The sequence below is a fragment of the Devosia sp. genome, assembly GCF_965229025.1.
Classification (GTDB): domain Bacteria; phylum Pseudomonadota; class Alphaproteobacteria; order Rhizobiales; family Devosiaceae; genus Devosia_A.
Map to the genome: position 1 here is coordinate 1,918,792 of NZ_OZ245853.1, position 20,739 is coordinate 1,939,530.

23 protein-coding genes are annotated in these 20,739 nt (G+C 62.6%); 5 read left to right on the forward strand and 18 right to left on the reverse strand.

Annotation, left to right across the window (positions count from 1 at the left end; genetic code table 11):
* Positions 1–8: 8 nt before the first annotated feature.
* The 17 genes from ACO06J_RS09495 to ACO06J_RS09575 all read right to left on the reverse strand — a co-directional run bounded on the left by ACO06J_RS09495 (position 9) and on the right by ACO06J_RS09575 (position 15,423).
* Positions 9–812 (reverse strand): metallophosphoesterase, encoded by an 804-nt coding sequence (locus tag ACO06J_RS09495; protein ID WP_421760458.1) that lies wholly within the window; start codon positions 810–812, stop codon positions 9–11.
* A 7-nt stretch (positions 813–819) separates the two neighbouring features.
* On the reverse strand, positions 820–2,280 hold the full coding sequence (locus ACO06J_RS09500) for an O-antigen ligase family protein (protein ID WP_421760459.1): 1,461 nt from the start codon (positions 2,278–2,280) through the stop codon (positions 820–822).
* Positions 2,277–2,849, reverse strand: coding sequence for a hypothetical protein (locus ACO06J_RS09505; protein WP_421760460.1), 573 nt, complete (start codon positions 2,847–2,849; stop codon positions 2,277–2,279). The genes ACO06J_RS09500 and ACO06J_RS09505 overlap by 4 nt, the downstream gene beginning before the upstream one ends.
* Positions 2,850–3,023: 174 nt before the next feature.
* Positions 3,024–3,515: a hypothetical protein gene (locus ACO06J_RS09510; protein WP_421760461.1), complete on the reverse strand. Its 492-nt coding sequence runs from the start codon at positions 3,513–3,515 to the stop codon at positions 3,024–3,026.
* 239 nt (positions 3,516–3,754) lie between these two features.
* Positions 3,755–4,330, reverse strand: coding sequence for a transglutaminase-like cysteine peptidase (locus tag ACO06J_RS09515; protein WP_421760462.1), 576 nt, complete (start codon positions 4,328–4,330; stop codon positions 3,755–3,757).
* Positions 4,331–4,962: 632 nt separating this feature from the next.
* Positions 4,963–5,952, reverse strand: coding sequence for a dihydroxyacetone kinase subunit DhaK (gene dhaK / locus ACO06J_RS09520; protein ID WP_421760463.1), 990 nt, complete (start codon positions 5,950–5,952; stop codon positions 4,963–4,965).
* On the reverse strand, positions 5,949–6,383 hold the full coding sequence (locus ACO06J_RS09525; protein ID WP_421760464.1) for a hypothetical protein: 435 nt from the start codon (positions 6,381–6,383) through the stop codon (positions 5,949–5,951). Before ACO06J_RS09525 ends, dhaK begins: the two co-directional genes overlap by 4 nt.
* On the reverse strand, positions 6,370–7,992 hold the full coding sequence (gene ptsP, locus ACO06J_RS09530) for a phosphoenolpyruvate--protein phosphotransferase (RefSeq protein ID WP_421760465.1): 1,623 nt from the start codon (positions 7,990–7,992) through the stop codon (positions 6,370–6,372). The genes ACO06J_RS09525 and ptsP overlap by 14 nt, the downstream gene beginning before the upstream one ends.
* Complete coding sequence (locus ACO06J_RS09535; protein WP_421760466.1) at positions 7,973–8,269, reverse strand: HPr family phosphocarrier protein; 297 nt, start codon at positions 8,267–8,269, stop codon at positions 7,973–7,975. Before ACO06J_RS09535 ends, ptsP begins: the two co-directional genes overlap by 20 nt.
* A 47-nt stretch (positions 8,270–8,316) precedes the next feature.
* Entirely contained in the window at positions 8,317–8,706 is a 390-nt protein-coding gene (dhaM, locus tag ACO06J_RS09540) for a dihydroxyacetone kinase phosphoryl donor subunit DhaM (protein WP_421760467.1), read from the reverse strand.
* The gene (dhaL, locus tag ACO06J_RS09545) at positions 8,707–9,294 is read right to left on the reverse strand and encodes a dihydroxyacetone kinase subunit DhaL (protein WP_421760468.1); all 588 of its coding nucleotides are present in this window, start codon (positions 9,292–9,294) and stop codon (positions 8,707–8,709) included.
* On the reverse strand, positions 9,291–10,316 hold the full coding sequence (locus tag ACO06J_RS09550; RefSeq protein ID WP_421760469.1) for an ABC transporter ATP-binding protein: 1,026 nt from the start codon (positions 10,314–10,316) through the stop codon (positions 9,291–9,293). The genes dhaL and ACO06J_RS09550 overlap by 4 nt, the downstream gene beginning before the upstream one ends.
* 176 nt (positions 10,317–10,492) lie before the next feature.
* Positions 10,493–11,590: an ABC transporter ATP-binding protein gene (locus ACO06J_RS09555; RefSeq protein ID WP_421760470.1), complete on the reverse strand. Its 1,098-nt coding sequence runs from the start codon at positions 11,588–11,590 to the stop codon at positions 10,493–10,495.
* Between the two features lie 2 nt (positions 11,591–11,592).
* Positions 11,593–11,772 (reverse strand): hypothetical protein, encoded by a 180-nt coding sequence (locus tag ACO06J_RS09560; protein WP_421760471.1) that lies wholly within the window; start codon positions 11,770–11,772, stop codon positions 11,593–11,595.
* Positions 11,773–11,968: 196 nt separating this feature from the next.
* Positions 11,969–12,919 carry a carbohydrate ABC transporter permease gene (locus tag ACO06J_RS09565; RefSeq protein ID WP_421760472.1) on the reverse strand — a complete coding sequence of 317 codons (951 nt, stop codon included), beginning with the start codon at positions 12,917–12,919 and terminating at the stop codon, positions 11,969–11,971.
* Positions 12,916–13,863 carry a carbohydrate ABC transporter permease gene (locus ACO06J_RS09570; RefSeq protein ID WP_421762484.1) on the reverse strand — a complete coding sequence of 316 codons (948 nt, stop codon included), beginning with the start codon at positions 13,861–13,863 and terminating at the stop codon, positions 12,916–12,918. The genes ACO06J_RS09565 and ACO06J_RS09570 overlap by 4 nt, the downstream gene beginning before the upstream one ends.
* Positions 13,864–14,079: 216 nt before the next feature.
* Positions 14,080–15,423: an ABC transporter substrate-binding protein gene (locus ACO06J_RS09575; RefSeq protein ID WP_421760473.1), complete on the reverse strand. Its 1,344-nt coding sequence runs from the start codon at positions 15,421–15,423 to the stop codon at positions 14,080–14,082.
* Between the two features lie 249 nt (positions 15,424–15,672).
* Between ACO06J_RS09575 and ACO06J_RS09580 the strand changes: the two genes are divergently transcribed.
* The 4 genes from ACO06J_RS09580 (at position 15,673) to ACO06J_RS09595 (ending at position 19,923) form a co-directional block, all read left to right on the forward strand.
* The gene (locus ACO06J_RS09580) at positions 15,673–16,512 is read left to right on the forward strand and encodes a carbohydrate-binding domain-containing protein (protein ID WP_421760474.1); all 840 of its coding nucleotides are present in this window, start codon (positions 15,673–15,675) and stop codon (positions 16,510–16,512) included.
* Between the two features lie 167 nt (positions 16,513–16,679).
* The gene (locus ACO06J_RS09585; RefSeq protein ID WP_421760475.1) at positions 16,680–17,081 is read left to right on the forward strand and encodes a hypothetical protein; all 402 of its coding nucleotides are present in this window, start codon (positions 16,680–16,682) and stop codon (positions 17,079–17,081) included.
* Positions 17,082–17,116: 35 nt separating this feature from the next.
* Positions 17,117–19,303, forward strand: a complete 2,187-nt coding sequence (locus ACO06J_RS09590) for a glycosyltransferase (RefSeq protein WP_421760476.1) — start codon at positions 17,117–17,119, stop codon at positions 19,301–19,303.
* Positions 19,303–19,923, forward strand: a complete 621-nt coding sequence (locus ACO06J_RS09595; protein ID WP_421760477.1) for a hypothetical protein — start codon at positions 19,303–19,305, stop codon at positions 19,921–19,923. The genes ACO06J_RS09590 and ACO06J_RS09595 overlap by 1 nt, the downstream gene beginning before the upstream one ends.
* Before the next feature lie 3 nt (positions 19,924–19,926).
* Here the strand turns inward: ACO06J_RS09595 and ACO06J_RS09600 are convergent, their stop codons facing one another.
* A complete protein-coding gene (locus ACO06J_RS09600) occupies positions 19,927–20,148 on the reverse strand; it encodes a hypothetical protein (protein ID WP_421760478.1) in 222 nt (73 codons plus the stop codon).
* A gap of 207 nt (positions 20,149–20,355) precedes the next feature.
* On the opposite strand from ACO06J_RS09600, the gene ACO06J_RS09605 reads away from it, so the two are divergent.
* A complete protein-coding gene (locus ACO06J_RS09605) occupies positions 20,356–20,739 on the forward strand; it encodes an SH3 domain-containing protein (protein ID WP_421760479.1) in 384 nt (127 codons plus the stop codon).

The window sequence follows — 20,739 nt, forward strand, 5'->3', positions numbered from 1 at the left end:
CAAGGGAACTAGGCGAAACCGGCAGCGGCAGTGAAAATCAGCGGAGGCTGGCCCGGGATCAGCCGGACGGCGGTGAGGCGGCCAGTGTTGGACGCTCCTGTATCGATGGAAATCCGGTGGGCGGTGACCAGCGGCTGTTCGCGAGGGGTGTGGCCGTGCACCACGATCTTGCCGAACTCGGCGAAATCGTCGGCAAAGCCATCGCGGAACCACTGTAGATCAGTGGTGGACTGCTTTTCGATCGGAATGCCGGGGCGCAGCCCGGCGTGGGAGAACAGCATGGTGGGCGTTTCGATGAGCACCGGCAGGGCATCGAGAAAGATCCGGTGCTCTTCGGGGATATAGCTCTCGAGCAATTGGCCGATGGCGCGCGGGCTGGTTTCGGTGAGCAGCTTCTGGCCCGGGATGCCGTAGGAGAGCAGGGTTTCGCGCCCACCCATGGCCAGCCAGTCACTGTCGCGCCGGGGGCGCGCCATGAACTCGAGCATCATGGCTTCGTGATTGCCGCCGAGGCAGAAGCGGCGCAAACCGGCGGGCGGCTTGTTCAGCAGGTGATCGAGCACCTGGGCGGAGGCCGGGCCGCGATCGATGACATCGCCCAAGAGGATGACCCACGCCTCGTGGCCCAGTTGCGCAGCATCATCTGCGATTTGCCGTTCGAGCGAGCGGAGCAGATCGAGGCAGCCATGAACGTCGCCGATGGCATAGAGTGCGGCGGGGTCCGCATCGAAGCTCAGGCGGTGGGCGGACATGGGTTCGGCGGGCGCAGAAATGGCGCCGGTGAGCTTATCGATCAAGTTCTTCAACAGCATGAGAACATTACGCTTTCTGCTCTTGCTCGGAAGGCGCCCGGGCGCCGGCGCCGAGCGCCAGAACGGCGATGAGCAGGAAGGCATTGGCCATGATCTCGGCGCTGAAATCAACGATCGAGTGAAGGCCGAAGACCACGACGACACCGACTGCCGACAGCGCGAGGAGATTGTTGGACCGATCTTTGAATCCCAGGACAGAGCGCACCGTGAGCGAAGCGATGATCAGGAGCGGAATAGATCCGAATACCAGGCCCATTTCGAACCAGAGCGCCAGATAGGTCGAATGCGCATGATCCCAGACGACTTCGCCGGCAAGCGGGGCATGCTGGAAGACCGGAAAAGTCGATGGGAAGCTACCGCCGCCGTAGCCGAGCCACGGGCGCTGCAGGATGGCTTGCCACACCTGGGCATAGAGTTCGCCGCGCCCATCTTCATCATGGGTGAAGATCAGCCGTTCCATGACGCCACTGCCATAAAAGATCAGCAGCGCGCCGGCGGCGACGATAGCCAGCAGCACAAACACCAGCCGGGAGCGGCCGAGGTTGCGGATGGTGAAGAGGCCGATGCCGAAGGTGACCAGGGCCCCTGCGCCGCCAGCGAAAACGCCCATGCGGGAGCCGGACGCCAGCAAAGCGGCGACGATGAAGACGATGCCTGCGGCAACGACCCCAACGAAGACCCATTGGCGCGACGACTTTTCGGCAAGCGCTGTTGAGACGCTATCGAGCAGCACAGGGATGCCGATGGCGAGACCGGAGGCGAGGAAGGTCGCGAAGGAGTTGCGATTGACGAAGGTGCCGGTGGCGAAACCGAGGTAGTAGCGTTTCTCGAAGCCGAGCAGGGTGTCGCCCAACTGGGTCAGGCTGATGAGCGCGAAGATTGCCGAGGCGGCGATGATGAGAAACAGCGCGCGCAAGGCGATGCGGGCGCGCCGGCGGTTTGCCGCGACCTGGGAGAACAGGAAGAAGAGCAACGCGAACGTGCCCATCGTGACCAGCATGAGGGCGGTGTCGCCGGGGGCCAAGCTGATGCTCGGGGAAACGATCTGGCTGCCATCGGCGAGGGTGACAGGCGCCGGGAAGAAGCCGGCGAACGGCAGCAGTTGCACGGCTAGATATAGCCACAGCACGCAGATCAGCGCGCATTCGAGAGCGAAGCGCTGGAGGGGAACCCGGGCGGGGGCGCCCATCAACAACAGGCGCGCGCCGTAGAGGAGGCCAATGGCCGAAACGACAACGCTCCAGATCATCCACAATGCGGGGCGGTTACTGGCGAGCGGAATGGTTGCGAGACCGACAACGGCGACCAGCGCCACGGCGAGCCGGTTATTGAGGCGATGATATTGGCTGTTGCTGAGGCCACGGGCTGAAGGCTGCGGCCTGGATCGGACGACAAGACGCTCCGGCGGGGCGACTTGGGGGAACATCACGCTGTTGCCGTCTTCTGACGATCCGCCGGTTGCTGTCATCGGGTTTGCTGGGCGATCTGCTTGAATTTGGCGACAAAATCAGTCTGTGCGTCAGCGGGCGCCTTGGCGATGACCGATTGCAACCGGCCCCGGATGGCGGGCCGCTGGAAATAGCGCTTGGCGAGGGCGCGCCGGCCGACGTCACTTTGCATCATGACCAGTGTATCCGCATCGAGGTTCGCCAGAGCCTCGGCATCAAGAACGGCAAGGTGGCGCTCCGCAAGTTCGGACCGACGCTCTGCGAGCCACTGCACGGAGGGGGCGGCTTTGGTGGCCATAGCCAGATCGGCGAGGAACGCTTCGGGGTGCTGAAGTTCCATGTCTACCGCGGCTGCGACGAGCCAGGCGCGGGCATATTGCGGCATTTCTGCCGTAGCTTCCCTTGCCTGAGAGAGGCAGGCGGTGAGGAAATCGAGCCGACGCAACCCGGGCTGCGCCTTGGAGAACAGGCTGCTGCTATCTGTGAGGCAATCGCGGAAGATCAAGTCCTTCGACCAGAGCGACTCGCCCATGACGTATTGCCCCGAACCGATCGACGCAAAACGACGCTCGCTCGAAAAGCCTGCCATAAAATATGGCGACACTTCCGAGTAAGCAAAAATCACTGACGTGAATAGAATGCCGCTACATGCAGCGACCAACGCGATTGCTGTCCCGCGCCCACTAGACACTTGAGACCCCGACCAGCAAAACCACAACCAACACGCGAGCCCCCGTCAAAAGTGGCGGGGACAGCTGACGACTTAGCTCGGGCTAGCCGGATCTTCGCCGATGGAACCGAGATCGCCAAGGTCACCAGGGGAAGTGGCATCGGCAACGGTCTGACCGATTTCAGCGAGGCTCGCAGCAAGCGTGGGATCGGAAACCGATGAGGCGACCGTGGCGATGGCGTCTGCCACTACTTCCTTGATCACCGCGAAAACGTCTGGCGGCAAGCCAGATGCAGCAGTACCAAGCGCAACGACGAGATCTGAAAGAGCCGCATCAACCTGCGCCGGGGTCAGCCCAAGCTTACCGAGATAGGCGACGTAAGCGGCGAGGACAGCCTGACAACCCGTCTTTGTCGCGCCCTCGACCGCACAGGCCGCAATCACATCCGCGCGGCTGGTAAAACCTTCAGGCGTCGCCGCAACAGGAGCAGAACCTGCAGGCAGCACGTCGTTCGTCGCTGCCAAAACAGTCGGCGACAACAGCAAAGCGGCCACCAGAGCAGGCATCATAACGAATTTCGACATTCTGAGCACCATCTAGATTGATTGCCGTGACGAATAGTTGGCGGATTTGCTAGCTCAGGTCAACCGCGTTAAAGCCCTCCGTCGGCAATCATCGCGGTGGAAAAGTTGTTAGCAATACTTTTCATTGACTTAGCAACTTCGTCCGCCGAAAATGCACACCTGCTATCTATTGGACGCATGGCTCGACCCCGTTCTGCACAGCAAAACGAGGGGAAACCCTTATGCTCGAATGAGTTGGCTCAGCTCCACGAACGCGGGTTTGCCCCAGCCATGGAAACGACGCGGTAGCCGGTCTGGCTCAGAGGACGGATGCTGGCCGATAGATTATCGAGAACCAGGTCTTTGCCGTTGGTCTTGACCACAAGTATTGCGTGATCTTCTCCTGACCGCGTCTTGACGTAGGCGATCCGCAGCGAACTGGCGGGAACACCGGCCCGGATCAGCGCCCGGCGCTTGGTGAGGGCATAATCCTCGCAATCACCGTACGTGGCACCAACGGTCCACACGTCGGCGCCACTGTCGCGCCGCGGCTTGATCTGGCGATTGATCTGGCCGTTGACCCGCTTGAGGGTCACCATCAATTCATTGGTGACACTGACGTGAGCCGCTCCGCCGCCGCGGCATTCGCCCGGATTGCGCAGACACATGATCTGGTAACCGAGCGGCGCGTGCTTGCCTGCGGCCCAGGCGGGAACTGTCGGGGCTGAAGACAACAGCGCCAACGTCAATATGGCTGCTGCTTTGTGCAACGGCCCAAAACCAACTCCGGAAGTCTTCTGCATTTCATTGCCCCGATACGCCTTCTGGCGCTCCATGGCAGCAATGTGGCAGGTCGAGTTTTCGGGACCGTTTGAGAAATAGATGCAATTTTAGCGAAACACACAATTAGCGCGCCCGCTTCCAGAATGCTGGGAACGGAGCGGCAGGAAGACTGCATTTCGACTGCATGCCGAGCGCCAGATGCCGATTCTTCGGCTTCGCTTTCGGACCGGCTCTTTGAGCCTCGAAGCGGGACGCTCGGGGGTTATTCGAGACCCCGCCAGAAAGCGGCGTTGGCCCCTAAAAATTCGCATATCTGATATGCAAAAAACGAATAAAAGGCTATTCGTTAGCCTTGTTGTTTCCGTTTCATTCATTCAGGCTTCGTAAACTTTATGCGCATTGGGCCAGCGAGAGTCGTTGGCAGTTAGTGTAGATCGGCCCTGGGGTAAACTGTTCCGCAGATTGGCAAATACATGAGACAGACGGCTCGCTCAAACACAGTGGGCGCCAGCGGCAAGCTTGATGGTCAGGTCGGGGCGAAGCTTCGAATGTGGCCAAATCTTGTGGGGCGCCGAACGGCGGAGTGGATCGGGCGTCAGCCGCGAGGGCTCGTAATCTTGGCCATGGCAGCTTTGTCCTGGGGAGCCGTTGGTCTGGTGGCGCGTGGCGCGCTATCGATGCTGGGCTAGACGCCCCAGCGCAACGCCGGTGTAAGCACCGGTGCATCCCACAAGCGGCTCATTTCATCGTCGAGCACCGTCAGTGTGATCGAGCATCCGGCCATATCGAGTGATGTGACATAGGAACCGACAAGCGAGCGGGCGATCTCGATGCCGGTGCCGGCAAAGAGGCGGCGGGCGGCGTTGTACATGACGTAGAGCTCCATGGCGGGGGTACCGCCGAAGCCGTTGACGAAGAGCAGCGCGGGCTTACCCTTCAGATCGTCGAACTCGCCGGAGATGGCGGCGCATATCTCCTCCGCGATGGCATCAGCGCTCTTCAGTTTGTCGCGGCGGCGGCCAGGTTCGCCGTGGATACCGACGCCAAACTCCATTTCATCGGGGCCGATTTCGAACATCGGCTTGCCGGCGGCCGGGACAGTGCATGAGGTGAGCGCGACTCCCATGGAGCGGGTGGCGCGGTTGACGCGATCGCCCAGCGATTTGAGAACACCGAGATCGGCGCCCATTTCGGCAGCCGCGCCGACCAGCTTTTCGACGACCAGAGTGCCGGCAACGCCGCGGCGGCCGGTGGTGTAGAGGGAATCCTCGACGGCGACGTCGTCGTTGGTGACGACCTTTTCGACGGCGCCGGAGGCCATTTCGGCGGCCATCTCGAAGTTCATGATATCGCCCTCGTAATTCTTGACGATATAGAGGACGCCGGCGCCGGTATCGACCGCTTCAGCGGCGGCCAGCATCTGGTCGGGCGTGGGGGAAGAGAAGACCTGCCCTGGGCAGGCGGCGTCGAGCATCCCCTGCCCTACAAACCCGGCATGGAGCGGTTCGTGACCAGAGCCGCCGCCGGAGATCAGGGCGACCTTGCCCTGCCGGAGGTGGCGACGGCGCACGAACTTGCGCTCTGCACCGAGCTCGACGATGTCGGCGTGAGCAGCGGCAAAGCCGTCGAGGCTTTCGCCCAGGATCGTATCGGCACCATTCATCAGTTTCTTCATTCGTCCCCTCCTGTTCGTCGCATCAGGCCGCTCATCTTGCCGATGAATTCGGTGACCGCCTTGTCGAAGGCGGCATTCTGCTTGGCATCCCCCAGCTCGGGCACCAGCAGCGTCAGGTGCCGGGTGCGCGGGGCGGGATCACCAATATCGAGCTTTCCCCGATGGGCCTGGCGATAGGCTGCCATGAAGGCGTCGCGTTCGGCCGGGCTGAAGTGGCAGACCGCGAAGATGGTGGCGACATGCTTTTGCGGGATAGGTGTCGAATAGCTGGCGCTGGTGATCTGGGTTACGAAGCTGCGGTGCTTGCCCAGCGCATCGGCGAGGCGCTGGCGCGCGCCGGACGGGCGGGTTTCGAGGACCTTGGTCAGCACTTCCTTATAGGCACGGATATGGGCTTCGAGCCCTTCGACGGGCGCTTCAGGCTTTGCCATCGACCACATCCGTGGTGCGGGACTGGGCAATGGCGGCCTTGGCCAGCGGCAGTTGTGCAGGGGTGACGGAGAGGGCGCGGAGGCCCGCGGCGATGAGGGACGGAATGGCGGTGGGGTCGCCGCCGGCGTCACCGCAGAGGCTGGTTGGAATGCCGTTGGCTTCGCCAAAGCTGGCGACCTGATGGATGAGGGCCAGGACAGCGGGATTGCGGACATCGTTGAGGGCAGCGACGGCGCCGTTGTCGCGGCCGGCGGCCATGACGTACTGGGTCAAGTCATTGGAACCGATGGAAAAAAACGCGACGTCGCGGAATGACTCGGGCGCGATGGCGACGGCAGGGACCTCGACCATGATGCCGAGCCGGGGCATGGCGTGAGGGATGCCGGCGGCGGCGAGCGCTGCGGCCTCTTCGGCAAAAAGCGTAGCGGCGGCAATGTATTCGCTGACGACGCTGATCATGGGGAACATGACTTTGAGGTCGCCGTGCGGGGCAGCGCGGAGGAGCGCGCGGATCTGAACGCGGAAGATGTCGGGGCGGCTCAGCGAGAGGCGGATGCCGCGGAGGCCGAGGAAGGGGTTGGTCTCTTCGACGGTGTAGCCGGGGACGGGCTTGTCGCCGCCGGCATCGACGGTGCGGATGGTGACGGGCTTGCCGTTCGACCAGTCGAGCACCTTGCGGTAGGCGGCGAGCTGGGTCTCCTCGTCGGGCAGGGATTTGCCGAACAGGAACTCGGTGCGCATGAGGCCGACGCCATCGCAGGTGGCGATGTCGATGTTTTCAACGTCGGCAGGTTCGGCAATGTTTACAAGCACTTCGATATGCGCGCCATCGGCGGTGACGGCGGGATCGCGGAGGTGACTGCGGGCGTGCTGCAGAAGGTGAAGGTGCGCGGTTGAGGCCTTGAGGAACTCGTGACGCGCCTCGGTATCGGGCAGGATAACGACGCGGCCGTGCTCTGCATCGAGAAGGATGAGGTCGTCGCTGGCGGCGGTGATGGGGCCGGTGCCTACCAGCATGGGGACGCCGCGAGAGCGGGCAAGCATGGCGACGTGGCTGGCAGAGCTGCCTTCGCTAAGGACGATGCCACCGCCCTTTGACCAGTCCATGGCGAGGAACTGGGTGGGGGTGATGTCGCGGCCGTGGATGATGGCGCCGGTAGGGGGCTGCTGGTCGCGGGTGCCGGTCAGGGCGCGGAGGACGCGCGCGGCGATGTCGCGAAGATCGGCACTTCGGGCTCGAAAGTAGGCGTCTTCGGCGGTCTCATAGCCATGAACTTCTGTTGAAAGACTGTTGTTCCAGGCGGTGGCGGCGTCGGTGCCGGTTTCGATGGCGGCGAAGGCGGGTTCGGAGAGGCTATCGTCCTCGATCATCGCCACCTGGAACTCGAGAATGGCGGCGGACTCCTCGTCGGAGCGTTCCATAAGCGCGCCGAGGTCGATGGCGGCGCGGGCGAGTGCGGCGCGGAGGCGGTTGGCTTCGGTGACGGGGTCGCCGCTCGGGGTGTAAGAGGCGTCTTCAGTGTCGAGGCGGAAGAGCGGGCCGGAGGCGTAGCCGATGGAGGCTACGGTGCCGACCACCCTGCCCGCGCTAGCCGTGGCGCTGGGCATGGGCTTCGCCTTCATCGAAATCGCGCTCGACCAGACCGACGAGGGCCGCGACGGCATCGCCGGCGTCGTCACCTTCGGCGCGGAAATAGAGCGTCGCGCCCTTGGGGGCCTTGGTGGCCATGACCTTGACGATCGACTTGGCATCGACCCACGGACCGGCTTCCGCCAGCGACAGCGACACGGCGGACGAAAAGCCCTTGGCGAGCTTGGTGAGCTTGACCGAGGGCCGGGCGTGAAGGCCCACATCGTGGGTTATGAGCACCTTTGCGTCAGCCAAGTCGGTTCGTCCTTCTTCATTATATAGTTGGCGCGGGGACGCGCCCGTCAGGCAGGCGAGAGTTCTTCAGCGGTCGCGCGGACTTCGGCAAGCGAGGCGCCGCCCGAGGCTTCGGTCGCAGCCATGACCGCACCTTCGACGACCGGTGCATTGCAAACGACGACCTTGGCGGCGCGGTTGCCATCGAGCATTTCGATGGCCATTTCGGAATTGGTTTCGGCTCCGCCCAGATCGACCAGAATGGCAACGCCGCGTTCGGACCAGGCGCGATCGATGGCGGCCATGATGGCTTCGACCGAGGTGCCGAGGCCGCCTTCGGGATTGCCGCCACACCAGGCGAGCGGGACTTCGTCGCCAACCATCTGGCGCACCATATCGGCGGCACCTTCGGCAACGAGGGCCGAGTGGGAAACGATGACGATGCCGACATTCTGCATCTAGAGTACTCCCGCTACGGCTTCGGCGAGCAACTGGGTCGATCGGGCGCCGGGATCGATGTGGCCGATGGAGCGATCGCCGAGGAAAGAGGCACGGCCGCGGATGGCCTTGCGATCTTTGGTGGCGGCGACCTCCGTGGCGACGATGGCGAGAATTTCGGCTTTGGACTTGCCCGCCGCCAGGGCGTCGGCGAGCGGATAGAGGACGTCGAGCATGGTCTTCTGACCAGTTTCGGATTTGCCGCGAGCGGCCACCGCGTCGACGGCGCGGCGGAAGGCGCCGGCATAGTCGGCGGGGGCGGTGGCGAGTTCCTTGCCGAGGGTGAGGAACAGGGTACCGTAGAGTGGGCCGGAGGCGCCGCCGACGGTCATCACCAGCTTGGTGCCGATGGCTTTGAGCGCATCGGGCAAGGGCTTGGCGACGATGGTCTCGAGATCGGCGGCGACCGCATCGAAGCCGCGCTTCATGTTGGCGCCGTGATCGCCATCGCCGATGGCGGAGTCGAGATCGGTCAACTCAACGGCATGCGCCGAGATAGTACTGGCGATGGCGAGGATCGCGGCCCGGAGTTGCACCTCAGAGATCATTGTGCGCCTCCCAAGAGTCGGTCGCCATTGCCATCGAAACAGAGCGGATTGTTGTAGCGGATCAACACGCGATCGCCTGCGCTGAGTGGCGTATCAGGCGGGGCGAGTGTGATCAACTTGCGCTCGCCGATGCGCACATGGAGATAGTTCTGGTCGCCCAGATGTTCGATCCAGTCGACCGTGCCATCGGCGTTGCCATTGGCGGCCTTTTCGATGGTCAGGTGCTCGGTGCGGGCGCCGATGGTCTGGGCGGCATCGGGCAGCGCCGCATCGGCGATGAGGCCGCGCGGCAGGAGGTTGATCGCCGGCTGGCCGAGGCGAGTTGCAACATAGGTACTGGCGGGGGTGGTGTAGATCTCGCGTGGGGTGCCGATCTGGACCAGTTCGCCGGCGCGGAGAATGCCGATGCGGTCGGCCATGGTCATCGCCTCGATCTGATCGTGGGTGACATAAAGCAGAGTCGCGCCAAGCTCTTGCTGGATGCGCTTCAACTCCAGCCGCATGTCAGCGCGGAGTTTTGCATCGAGCGAGGAGAGCGGCTCATCCATGAGGTAGATGGCGGGCTGGCGCACCAAGGCGCGGCCTATGGCGACGCGCTGCATTTCGCCGCCGGAAAGCTTGGTGGCGCGGTTTTCCAGCTTGTGGTCGATGCGGACGAGTTTCGCGGTTTCGCGCACGCGGCGATCGATCTCGGCCTTGTCCATGCGGCGGGCGGGGGAGCGCAGCGGGAAGGCCAGGTTTTCGTACACAGTGAGATGCGGGTAGAGCGAATATTGCTGGAAGACGAAGGTGACGTCGCGGGCCGAGGGCGGCAGCGCGGTGACATCCTCGCCACCGATGCTGACCTGACCGGCATCGGGCTGTTCGAGCCCGGCGATCAGCCGCAGGGTGGTGGTTTTTCCGGCGCCGGTGGGGCCGAGCAGGACGACGAACTCTCCATCGGCGATGGTGAGATCGAGACCCTTGATGGCGTGGTTGGATTTGAAGGATTTGGCGACGTTGCGGAGGGTGATTTCAGCCATGGTGAGGCTCCTGTCGCGCGCCCTGAGTGTGCAGCCCCTCACCCGTCCCGGCTTCGCCGGTCCACCCTCTCCCCGACGGGGAGAGGAATGGTGCCACGATCGACCCACAGCGGTACTTCTCCCCGTCGGGGAGAAGGTGGCGCGTAGCGCCGGATGAGGGGTGGTTGACCACGATCTCAGCCATGAGCCCCTCCCTCGTAGAGCGCGGTTTCGATGGCGCGGCCGGTGGATTTGTCGAAGAGGGAGAGGTGGGGGCTGTTGAGGGCGAGGCCGACGTTTTCGCCGACGGTGACATGGTCGCTGGCGGGGATGCGGGCCTTGAGGCGGCCTTCGCCGGTTTCGACGACGACGATCTGGGTGGTGCCCAGATACTCTGCCCCCAGCACTTCGCCGCGCAGTTTGGCGCCGTCATCGAGGCGGATGTGTTCGGGGCGGATGCCGAGGGCGAGGTCGGCGGGGGCGCGGTCTTCGTTGATGCGGGGCACGACGATATCGGCGCCGCGCACGGAAACTGATTCAGAGCCCCTGGCCAAGCCACTGTGAAAGTTGAGGAAGTTCATCGGCGGGGAGCCCATGAAATCGGCGACATACATGGTGCGGGGGCGATCGTAAATCTCTCGAGGGGAACCGAACTGCTCGATGATGCCGTGGTTCATCACCGCGATCTTGTCGGCCATCGACATGGCTTCAAGCTGGTCGTGGGTGACGTAGACGGTGGTGGCGCCGATGCGGTTGTGGAGTTCACGCAGTTCGTGGACCATCAGGTCGCGGAATTCGGCATCGAGCGTACCGAGCGGCTCATCCATCAAAAAGCACATCGGACGGCGGACGATGGCGCGGCCAAGCGCGACGCGTTGGCGGTCGCCACCGGCGAGACCCGATACGGGCTTTTCGAGGATGTGATCGATGCGGAGGAGTTTTGCGACCTCGTCGACGCGGGCCCGGATTTCACTGCGCGGGGTGCCCTGGGCGAGGAGCGGGAAGCCGATATTCTTCCTGACATTCATATGCGGGTAGAGCGCGAAGAGCTGAAAGACGAAGGCGATATCGCGCTCGCGGGCACGCTTCATGGTGACATCTTCGCCGCCGAGCAGGATGCGGCCGGAGGTGGGGAGTTCGAGCCCGGCGATCATGCGGAGCGTCGTGGTTTTGCCACAGCCAGATGGCCCGAGCATGACGAAGAAATCGCCGTCTTCGACGATGAAGGACGAGTTCTGCACGGCGGTGAAGCCGGAGAATTCCTTCCTGAGATTTTCAACCCGGATCTGCGCCATGGCTATTCGGGAAACTTCGAGACGACGATGAACATCAGGGTGCCGATCAGCATGGTGATGAACGAGTAGCCGTAGAGCGCGAGCAGGAACGGCTGGAACAGCATGAAGAAGCCGAGCGCAATGAGCGCGATGGCGGTGGTTTCCATCGGGCCGCGACGGAGGAATTTGGGCCAGCGGGTCATGGGGAAGCCTCCAGTCGCCCTTCGCTTGCGCTCAGGGGTCGCATCGCTTTGCGATGCGACCCCTCATCCGCCTGTCGGCACCTTCTCCCACAAGGGGAGAAGGACGACGGAGCCGAGGCATCTCGATGATCGCCTTCTCCCCTTGTGGGAGAAGGTGCCCGAAGGGCGGATGAGGGGTGGGGAGCCACAATGGTGCTCATTTCCGCACCGCGCCGAAGGTGATGCCGCGGAGGAGTTGTTTCCTCAGGAGGATGGTGAAGACGAGGATGGGGACGAGGAAGATCGTCGTGCCGGCGGCAACGGCGGGCCAGTCCTGGCCGCCTTCGCCGATGATGGTTGGGATGAACGGCGGGGCAGTCTGGGCGGTGCCTGAGGTGAGGAGTGCGGCGAAGGCGTACTCGTTCCAGGCAAAGATCAGGCAGAAGATGGCGGTGGCGGCGATACCTGTGGTGGCCTGGGGGAGGACGACCTTCCAGAAGGCCTGGAGCCGCGTGTAGCCATCGATCATGGCGGCTTCTTCGTACTCGCGCGGAATCTCATCGATGAAGCCCTTGAGGAGCCAGACGGCCAGCGAAACGTTGACGGCGGTGTAGAGCAGGATCATGCCGAGGGCTGAGTCCGAGAGGCCGAGTTCGCGGTACATCAGGTAGATCGGGATGGCGACCGCGATGGGCGGCATCATGCGGGTGGAGAGGATGAAGAACAGCAGATCGTCGGCGAGCGGGATCTTGAAGCGCGAAAAGCCATAGGCGGCCAGCGTGCCGAGGAAGACCGCGCAGAAGGTCGAGCCGAAGGCGATGACCAGCGAGTTGATGAAGCGCGGCACGAAGTTGGACGGGCCAGCGATGACCATGTTGCGCTTGCGGGTCACCTCGTCGCAGAAGTTGGTCGGGGCCGGAAGGCTGTTGATGTAGTCCGGCGTCTGGCGGGTGCGGGTGGTGAAGAGGTTGCAGTAGCCCTCGATGGACGGCTGGAACATGATCTTGGGCGGATAGGCGATCGAATCCGGCGGGGTCTTGAAGCTGGTGGCAAAGATCCAGAACAGCGGCACGATCGAGATCAGCGCGTAGGCGATGACGAGGACGCCAGCGATACGCTTGCTCATCGGGGTGGGGACGACGACGGAATGTGCGGTGGTGAGGCTCATCGTTGTTTCACCCGGTTGAGCGCCTTGACGTAGATGTTGGCGAGGCCAAAGACCGCAACGAAGAGGATGATGGCGAAGGCCGAGCTATAGCCGGTGCGCCACTTCTCGAAGGCCTCGCGCTTGAGCGTGATGGACGCTACCTCGGTGGTTGAGCCGGGCCCGCCACCGGTCAACAGGTTGACCATGTCGAACATCTTGAAGTTCTCGATGCCGCGGAACAGCACGGCGAGCATGATGAAGGGCAGCGCCATGGGTAGCGTGATCGACCAGAACTGGCGCCAGGGTGAGGCGCGGTCCACTTCGGCCGCCTCATAGATGTAGTCGGGGATGGAGCGCAGGCCCGCGAGGCAGATCAGCATGACGTAGGGCGTCCACATCCAGGTATCGACGATGATGATCGACCAGGGCGCGAGCTTGACGTTGGCGAGCATCGAAATTTCGGTTGGCGGGATGCCGGAGACAAAGCTGACCGCATAGGCGAAGAGGCCGATCTGCGGCTCGTAGAGGAAGCGCCAGAAATTGCCGACGACGGCGGGGCTCAGCATCATCGGGACCAAGATGATGGTGGTCCAGAAGGCGTGGCCGCGGAACTTGCGGTCGATGAGGTAGGCAAGGCTGAAGCCGATCAGGGTCTGGAGCACAATGGTCCAGAAGACGAAATGCGCCGTGGTCTGCATGGCGATCCAGATGTCCTGGTCGCCGAGGATACGCTCGTAGTTCTGCAGCCCGACATTCTTGACCACTTCATTGGGGCGGTTGGCGCGGTAGTTTGTGAAGCTCAGCCCGATCGCCCAGAACAACGGGAAGATGTTGATGGCCAGCAACAGGGCCATGGTGGGGCCGATGAAGAGCCAGGCGACCCAGCGGTCGGAGAGGCCGGTGACGCGTTTGACGACGCGGATGGGGGTGGAGCGGGCGGCGGCCTCGGCGGCGCGATCGATCATCGATGTTCTGGTGTCGGTCACGGGGGATACTCGATCAGTTGGGCGCGGAGGCCGGAACATTTGTGCGTGGGGCACCCCCACCCTTGATCCCTCCCCACAAGGGGGAGGGAGACGACTGAAAGACAGTGGTCACAGGATCGGAGGTTCCTGCGCCTCCCTCCCCCTTGTGGGGAGGGACTGAGGGTGGGGGTGGGGAGCCACGTTGCCTAGATTGTTCTAGAGCTTGCCGTCGTCCTGGAACACTTCAGTCCAGTCGGCGACGAGCCCGTCCAGAGCTTCCTTGGCCGTGCCCTGGCCGGCGACGACGTAATCGTGGAAGCGCTTCTGCGACGCCTGGAGGAGCGAGGCGTAGCTTGGCTCGGCCCAGAAGTCCTTCACGATGGCCATCGAGTCGAGGAAGGTCTGCGCGTAGGGCTGGGTGGCGGCGAAGCCGGGGTCGTTCACGACGGCCTTGAGGCAGGAATAGCCGCCCAGCGACCACCACTTGGCCTGCACCTTGGGATCGGCAAACCACTTGATGTACTTGAGCGCGGCTTCCTGCTTGTCCGAGTAGGAGACGACCGAGATGCCCTGGCCGCCGAGCTGGGCGAACTGATCGCCGTTGGGGCCCTTGGGATTGGCGAAGTAGCCGATCTTGTCGCCGCCGACGGCTTCGTCCTTCTGCAGGCCCGGCCAGGTGAAGGCGAAGTTCATCTGGAGAGCGACTTGGCCGGATTTGAAGGCGTCGACGCCTTCGCCCATGTAGCTGTTGGAGGCGCCCGGAGGCGTGCAGCAATCGTAGAGGGACTTGTAGAACTCGAGGCCGGCAACCGACGCATCGGAGTTTACGAAGCCCTGCATGTCATAGGGCTTTTCAGGGTTTTCGTACTTGAAGCCGTAGCTGTAGAGAACGTCCATGGCGCCCATGGTGATGCCTTCAGAGCCGCGCTCGGTGTAGATCGAAGCGCCGTAGACGGTCTTGCCGTCGATCTGGCGGTTCTGGAAGAACTCGGCGATCTGCTTCAATTGGTCGAAGGTGGTGGGCGCGGCGAGATCCCAGCCGTACTTGGTCTTGAACTCGGCGGCGAGCTCGGGGTTGGTGAACCAGTCCTTGCGGTAGGTCCAGCCGACAACGTCACCCATGGCGGGGAGCGCCCAGTAGTTCGGCGTGCCCTTGGGCCATTCGGAATACCCCGTGACCGTTGCCGGCACGAAGTCATCCATAGAGATGCCTTCCTTGGCGAAGAAATCGTTGAGCTTGACGTAGTGGCCGTTTTCCGCCGAGCCGCCGATCCACTGGCTGTCGCCGATGATCAGGTCGCAGAGCTTGCCCTTGCTGTTAAGTTCGTTGAGGAAGCGGTCCGCGTAGTTGGTCCACGGCACGAACTCGAATTTCATGTCGATGCCGCTCTCGGTGGTGAAGTCTTTCGAGAGCTCGACGAGCGCGTTGGCTGGGTCCCATGCGGCCCAGCACAGCGTCAGTGTTTCGGCTTGGGCCGAGGTCGCTGTGACCAGCGGCGCTGCGGTTCCCAGAGACAAAAAGGCTACGGCCGCCAAAGCGGTCCGGATCGTCCGATTCATGATGTCCTCCCTGTGGCGAGACCGGCACCCGGCCCCGATACGAACGCCCCTCAGCGCCCGGTATTGCTCCTCTGACACGCTTGGCGTGTTTAGTTGTTGTGTTTAGTTATGCGCAAATTACTCAACATTGCAAGAGGGCGCGACGGGGAGGTGTGCCGAGGGCAAAAAGCTCAAGCGACAGAACAGCGTAAACGAAATGTTAGTGGGGAATTGCGAGTCTGAAGCTGGTTGGCAGCGTCGGGGGAATTGATGAAAACGGCCTTGGCTCTTGCGGCCGCACTGATGGCAACGGCGAGCGTTTCGGCCGCGGAACTGTCGATCGATCTGTCGGGTACGGCGTTCGAGGGCGGGCCAGCGTTTGAGTTGCGCATGGGCAAGACCGTGATCGGCAGCGGAACGATCGACCCGGTGCCCCCAGACGGGCAGCCGGCGTCATTTCTGTTTGACGTACCCGATGCGGTCCTCGCCGAGGGCAAGGACCTGGTGGTGCGTTTCACCAACGATAAGTGGCAGGGCGCCGGGCAGGACAGGAACCTTTACGTGCTGTTTGCGCGGGTCAACGGCAAGGAACTCTCGCCTGAGGACTTCCATCTCATGAACAAGGACGGGCCGGTGGCCCGCAAGGTGCGCCAGGGGCGGCTCGAGATCTGGTCTGGGCTGGAGACCGCTGTGGCTCCACCGCCAGCGGAGGGATGGATTGCTGGGGTGGCACAGGCGGCCCCTGCCCCGGAACCTGCTCCCGCCGCTGCCGCCCCGGTCGATTGCAGCCTGAGCCTTGCGGTGACGGGGATTGCGTCGCGCGCGGCCGCACTGACGGAGGCCCAAGCCCAGCAGCTCGAGCCGTTGCTCGCAGCGGCCCGCAGCGGCAAGTGCGCCGTGGTGTTGACGGGATATGCGAGCCAGGGTGGGGCGGAGGACCTCAACATCAAGGCGTCGGGCATAAGGGCACAACTGGTGCTCGATTACCTGACCTATCAGGGCGCCAAGTTCACCACGCAGACGATTGTGCCGTTCGGTTCAACGTCGACCTTTGGAAGCGACGACGCCTCAAACCAGCGGGTTAACGTGCGGCTTGAAACTACGCAATAGCGCTTAGTTTTTGCCTCAAGGTTGCGCACTAGCGCTTAGTCTCCCAGGTGTCTTGTCTCTGATTTTCTGAAAACGTGATCAATTGGCACCAATCATGTCAATCAATCTTCAACAGGTCTGACGCAACCTCTCACACGTGGACGTGCCTCCTATTTAGAGAGTTGTGAATGCGGAACAAAAAATTGAAATTACTCGCAGCGGCGATCGCTGCGACTGCATTGCTAGCCGGGTCCATGGTTCCCGTTTTCAGCCTTGAAACCTCGGCGGTGCAGTTCATTGCGGATCTGAACACGACCGTGTCGAGCGGCAAGATATCGGACGCACGCGCGGCCCTGGTGAAACTCTCCGATCTCGGCGTCAAGCAGCTCAAGGTCGGCGGCAAATACTACCAGATCGCCCATTTGATCGCCATGATGGACGATCCGGCGATGGCCCTCAGTATCGTCCAGCAACTGCTTGAAGCGCTGAGTGCTGCAAATCAGGCCGCCTTCGTGATGGAGAATCGTGTCATCGTCTCGCTGGATCTCAGCAAGACAGCGGACCAATTTCCGACCAGCTCTACTGCCTGATTGCTGGGCTCCCCCCAAGGAGCATGAGGCCACCATTGCTGACCCTGATCATTCCAGCGCGTAACTGGTCGCAGGACCGCATCGACTACTGTGTACGTAGTTTTACTGAGCTCGGATCGAAATGGCTTTCCGAGTTTGTGATCGTTGATTTCGGCTCCGCCGTACCGATTACTGCACCTGACAGCACGCTGCCGGTTCGCCTGCTGCGGCTGGAGGCTGCGGTATGGAGCAGCGCTGAGGCCACCAACGCAGGTGTGTTGGTGGCGCAGAACAGCGTCGTCGCGAAGGCGGATGCCGATTTCATCATCTCGCGGCGCAGCCGCGCCGAGTTCGACGCGATGGCCGAGGGCGTGGCGAATGGCACGTACGGGCTCGCCATTGGCCAGGCCTGCGACCTGCCATCGGGCGTGTCGACAGACGAAGCATATGAGCTGATCTCGAAATCCACCAAGGGCACCTCCACGCTTTCGGCACAGGCGCTTGGTCGCTTGCGGCCGCGCTGGGGACAGGGCGGATTGGTGATCTTTACCCGCTCTCGCTGGGACAGGATCGGCGGCTATGAGTCCCGATTTACCGGATGGGGCAACGAGGACAACGACTTTGCCGAGCGCATGCGGTTCGGCGGGGCTAAGACCTATTGGGGCAACCGGTCAAGGCTGGAACTTTTCCATATCTGGCACGCGCCCAGCGTGCACGCGACGGGCGTTGTCAGCCTGCGTAACCAGAACCAGAAGCTAGCCAAGGACGACAAGAGTGTCTTCCGGCGGCTTGCATTCCGGCACTCGAACTTTCCGAAACTGGCAACACCACAGATACTCTCGGGCGCGTCGCCACTTGTGACTTTGGCCGTGGCCACCTCGGCGAGGCCCGGGCGTGACCGGATGATCCTCGAGGCCATCAACAGTTTCCGCGGGCAGATCGACAACGATTTCGAGGTGGTGGTGGTCGACAATGGATCACCAGCGTCCGACTCGCTGGCGCTTGAAAAGACCCTCGCGAAGATCCGCTGGACCAAGTTGCGGCTTGAGACGACAGACCGCGCCTCGATCCCTGCGGCACGCAATGCGATCTCGCAGATGGCGCGGGGACGCTATACTTGCGTGGTGGACGATGACGATATCGCGCTGCCGAACCGATTGGCGGACCATATGCTCGCCTTCCGCAAGGACGGCAATGTGCATGGCTCGCATGGCGGCTGGATCGATTTCGACGAGTCGAGCGGCATCATCGAGCGCAACCAGGGCAAGCGGCGCTCTATCGCGACCCTGATGAGGGGGACTGGCAAGGTCACCGCACACCCCGCATGCCTTTATCGTACGGACGTGATGCGGGCGGTGCCCTACGACGAGAGTTTCCAACTCGGATCGGACCTCGACCTGGCGCTGCGGCTTGCCAATAACGGCTTCGACGTGGTGCACACTGGGACTTACCTGACGCTGCGGCGGTTCCACTCGACCAATGTGACGATTACCGGCCAATCCAACCAGGTGTCGGGCGGTGCGACGGCGCGCAGCAGGGTGCTGGCGAGCTTTGACTGGGCGCGTATCGGCGGCCTCGAGGAGGAGGCCAAGGCGAACGACGCCGAAGTCTACTGCCGCAACCCGATGTCGATCGATAGCCTTGCCGAAATGATCCCTGGCTATACCGGCAGCTGGCGGGTGCTCGTGCCAGTTGCCGCGCTGCGGCCGGACGAAGGACTTGATGCAGAGCTTCTGGAGCAATTGTCGGAGATTATCGAGGGCGACCTGTTCACCCGTCGCGCAGGCCTCAACCAGCCGATCTATTTCCGCTCTGTGCCCGTTACCGGGCTCAAGAAGGGACGGCGGATCAAGGAGGAAGCGGAGGCCCTGGTGGGGGTGCCACTGCAGCTCAACTCGGTGCGGCAAACCGAGATCGACCGCGCGATACCATTCGACTGGAAGGCGATGAACATCAAACCAGGAGAGCGGGTGCTGCGCTCGGAACGGTATAGTGAACTGGCGGAGCTGCTGGTTCTGCTGTCGGGGCTCGATCCGAGTTCACTGCTGCGCAGCCTGTTGTCGGTGCTATCGGACCACGACGAGGACGGTGACTGCTACTATCTCGTGACCGCGCCGCTGAAGGGCTATGACGATTTGCGGCAGACGGAGTTCGAACTGGAGCGGCAGCTCAAGATACCGTTCCGCCACATTGCATCGAACGGTCTGCCGAACGAACTCACGCTCAGCCAGAGGTCGCATTGATGCGCTACGCGGCCACCTATCACGCGCCCCTGGGCGAGACCCGAATTGACCTTGTCAGCAACACCCACACGGACGGGGTGCCGCTGCTCAATAGGATGCAGTTCCGCCGGACCAGCATAGACCTCAACGCGCAGAGCCTGCCGCTGGCGGTCGCTATCCTGACCTCGCACCTGTGTTCAGAGGTCTTTGAGTTTGGCAGCATGAAGATCGCCAATGACTATGCTGCGGCCATTCGCCATGTGCTCGGTCCGGATGTCGCGATCAGCAATGTTGACGGGCTGAACCGCAATTTTTCCACCGGCGAGATCGACGTGATTGCCGGGCGGGCCGGCGGGACCGGCAGCATTCCTCCTTCGAGCGATATGGCTGCGATGCGGGTGGACTGGAACGGGGATTTCGTTTCAGCAGAGACGCGCACGTCGGCGAGCTTTTCATTCGGGGCCGTGCAGACGAATGCACTCTACTTCGCCGATGCGACGCGGGTGTCGATTGCGGTGGGATTGATGGCGGGTAGGGACCGTATCCGCACGCTTTATGTGCCGGGTACGGTAAGCCCGCAACTGGAACTGATCAGCACGGCTCTGTTCATGGTCGGGATCGAACTGAGACTCGTCGGCTGAGGTCTATTCCAGCATGGCGCGCAGGGCGGCGTCGCCGTGGGTGTAATCGGCGCGCTGCTCGGGTTGGGCGGCGATGATCTGCATGGTGAAATAGCCGACCACGAGGAGGGCGGCGATGATGCCCGCACCGGTAAAGCGGTGGCGCTTGGCGGCGCCTGCCAGCCGCGAGGGCAGCAGCAGCAGCCAGAAGATCGGCACAAGCAGAACGAGGAAGAGCAGTTCCATTGTGGAACTCCCATGGCGCACAAGCGTAATTGTACTTAACCATGGTTAATATCTGGTGTGTACAATGGTCACTAATGCGCCACAGGCGCGATAGATAACCCAGTAGGGCGTGCCAGAGTTGGGGATGAACACGCTAGCGTTACCGGAAACGCTGCCTTGCCGTGGTAACTTTTCCAACCCGACGCCTGGCGGGCAGGAGACCCTTGGTTGTTTAAAGTCTTGTTTCTTGCCATGGCGCTGGCAGCTGCTTCCACACTGGTTGAGGCGGCAGATTATGTGGCATCGACCCGTACTGCAGCGATCCTGCGCGCGGCGCCGATGTTGGCCTCTGCACAGCTCGGCATAGTGCCCGCCGGAACCAGCCTGCAGGTGATCGCGTGTTTTGACGAAGGCACCTATTGCAAGGTGGAGGGCGAGGGCATTGCCGGGTTCGTGGCCGGGCAATTGCTGTTTGTCGAGGGCACGGGCGAAAGCGTGGACGCGGCAGAGCGCGCGCGTTGGGAGGCCATCCGGGCGGCGCCAACTTACTGGGAAGCGACGCTTGGCAAGTTTGGCAGCAAACCGGTGGCCAAGGATGCGCCCGCTCCTTAA

Coding starts and splice junctions, on each gene's coding strand:
- ACO06J_RS09495 (WP_421760458.1), bottom strand. CDS start 812: ATGCTGTTGAAGAACTTGATCGATAAGCTCACCGGCGCCATTTCTGCG.
- ACO06J_RS09500 (WP_421760459.1), bottom strand. CDS start 2,280: ATGACAGCAACCGGCGGATCGTCAGAAGACGGCAACAGCGTGATGTTC.
- ACO06J_RS09505 (WP_421760460.1), bottom strand. CDS start 2,849: ATGGCAGGCTTTTCGAGCGAGCGTCGTTTTGCGTCGATCGGTTCGGGG.
- ACO06J_RS09510 (WP_421760461.1), bottom strand. CDS start 3,515: ATGTCGAAATTCGTTATGATGCCTGCTCTGGTGGCCGCTTTGCTGTTG.
- ACO06J_RS09515 (WP_421760462.1), bottom strand. CDS start 4,330: ATGGAGCGCCAGAAGGCGTATCGGGGCAATGAAATGCAGAAGACTTCC.
- dhaK (WP_421760463.1), bottom strand. CDS start 5,952: ATGAAGAAACTGATGAATGGTGCCGATACGATCCTGGGCGAAAGCCTC.
- ACO06J_RS09525 (WP_421760464.1), bottom strand. CDS start 6,383: ATGGCAAAGCCTGAAGCGCCCGTCGAAGGGCTCGAAGCCCATATCCGT.
- ptsP (WP_421760465.1), bottom strand. CDS start 7,992: ATGCCCAGCGCCACGGCTAGCGCGGGCAGGGTGGTCGGCACCGTAGCC.
- dhaM (WP_421760467.1), bottom strand. CDS start 8,706: ATGCAGAATGTCGGCATCGTCATCGTTTCCCACTCGGCCCTCGTTGCC.
- dhaL (WP_421760468.1), bottom strand. CDS start 9,294: ATGATCTCTGAGGTGCAACTCCGGGCCGCGATCCTCGCCATCGCCAGT.
- ACO06J_RS09550 (WP_421760469.1), bottom strand. CDS start 10,316: ATGGCTGAAATCACCCTCCGCAACGTCGCCAAATCCTTCAAATCCAAC.
- ACO06J_RS09555 (WP_421760470.1), bottom strand. CDS start 11,590: ATGGCGCAGATCCGGGTTGAAAATCTCAGGAAGGAATTCTCCGGCTTC.
- ACO06J_RS09560 (WP_421760471.1), bottom strand. CDS start 11,772: ATGACCCGCTGGCCCAAATTCCTCCGTCGCGGCCCGATGGAAACCACC.
- ACO06J_RS09565 (WP_421760472.1), bottom strand. CDS start 12,919: ATGAGCCTCACCACCGCACATTCCGTCGTCGTCCCCACCCCGATGAGC.
- ACO06J_RS09570 (WP_421762484.1), bottom strand. CDS start 13,863: ATGATCGATCGCGCCGCCGAGGCCGCCGCCCGCTCCACCCCCATCCGC.
- ACO06J_RS09575 (WP_421760473.1), bottom strand. CDS start 15,423: ATGAATCGGACGATCCGGACCGCTTTGGCGGCCGTAGCCTTTTTGTCT.
- ACO06J_RS09580 (WP_421760474.1), top strand. CDS start 15,673: ATGAAAACGGCCTTGGCTCTTGCGGCCGCACTGATGGCAACGGCGAGC.
- ACO06J_RS09585 (WP_421760475.1), top strand. CDS start 16,680: ATGCGGAACAAAAAATTGAAATTACTCGCAGCGGCGATCGCTGCGACT.
- ACO06J_RS09595 (WP_421760477.1), top strand. CDS start 19,303: ATGCGCTACGCGGCCACCTATCACGCGCCCCTGGGCGAGACCCGAATT.
- ACO06J_RS09600 (WP_421760478.1), bottom strand. CDS start 20,148: ATGGAACTGCTCTTCCTCGTTCTGCTTGTGCCGATCTTCTGGCTGCTG.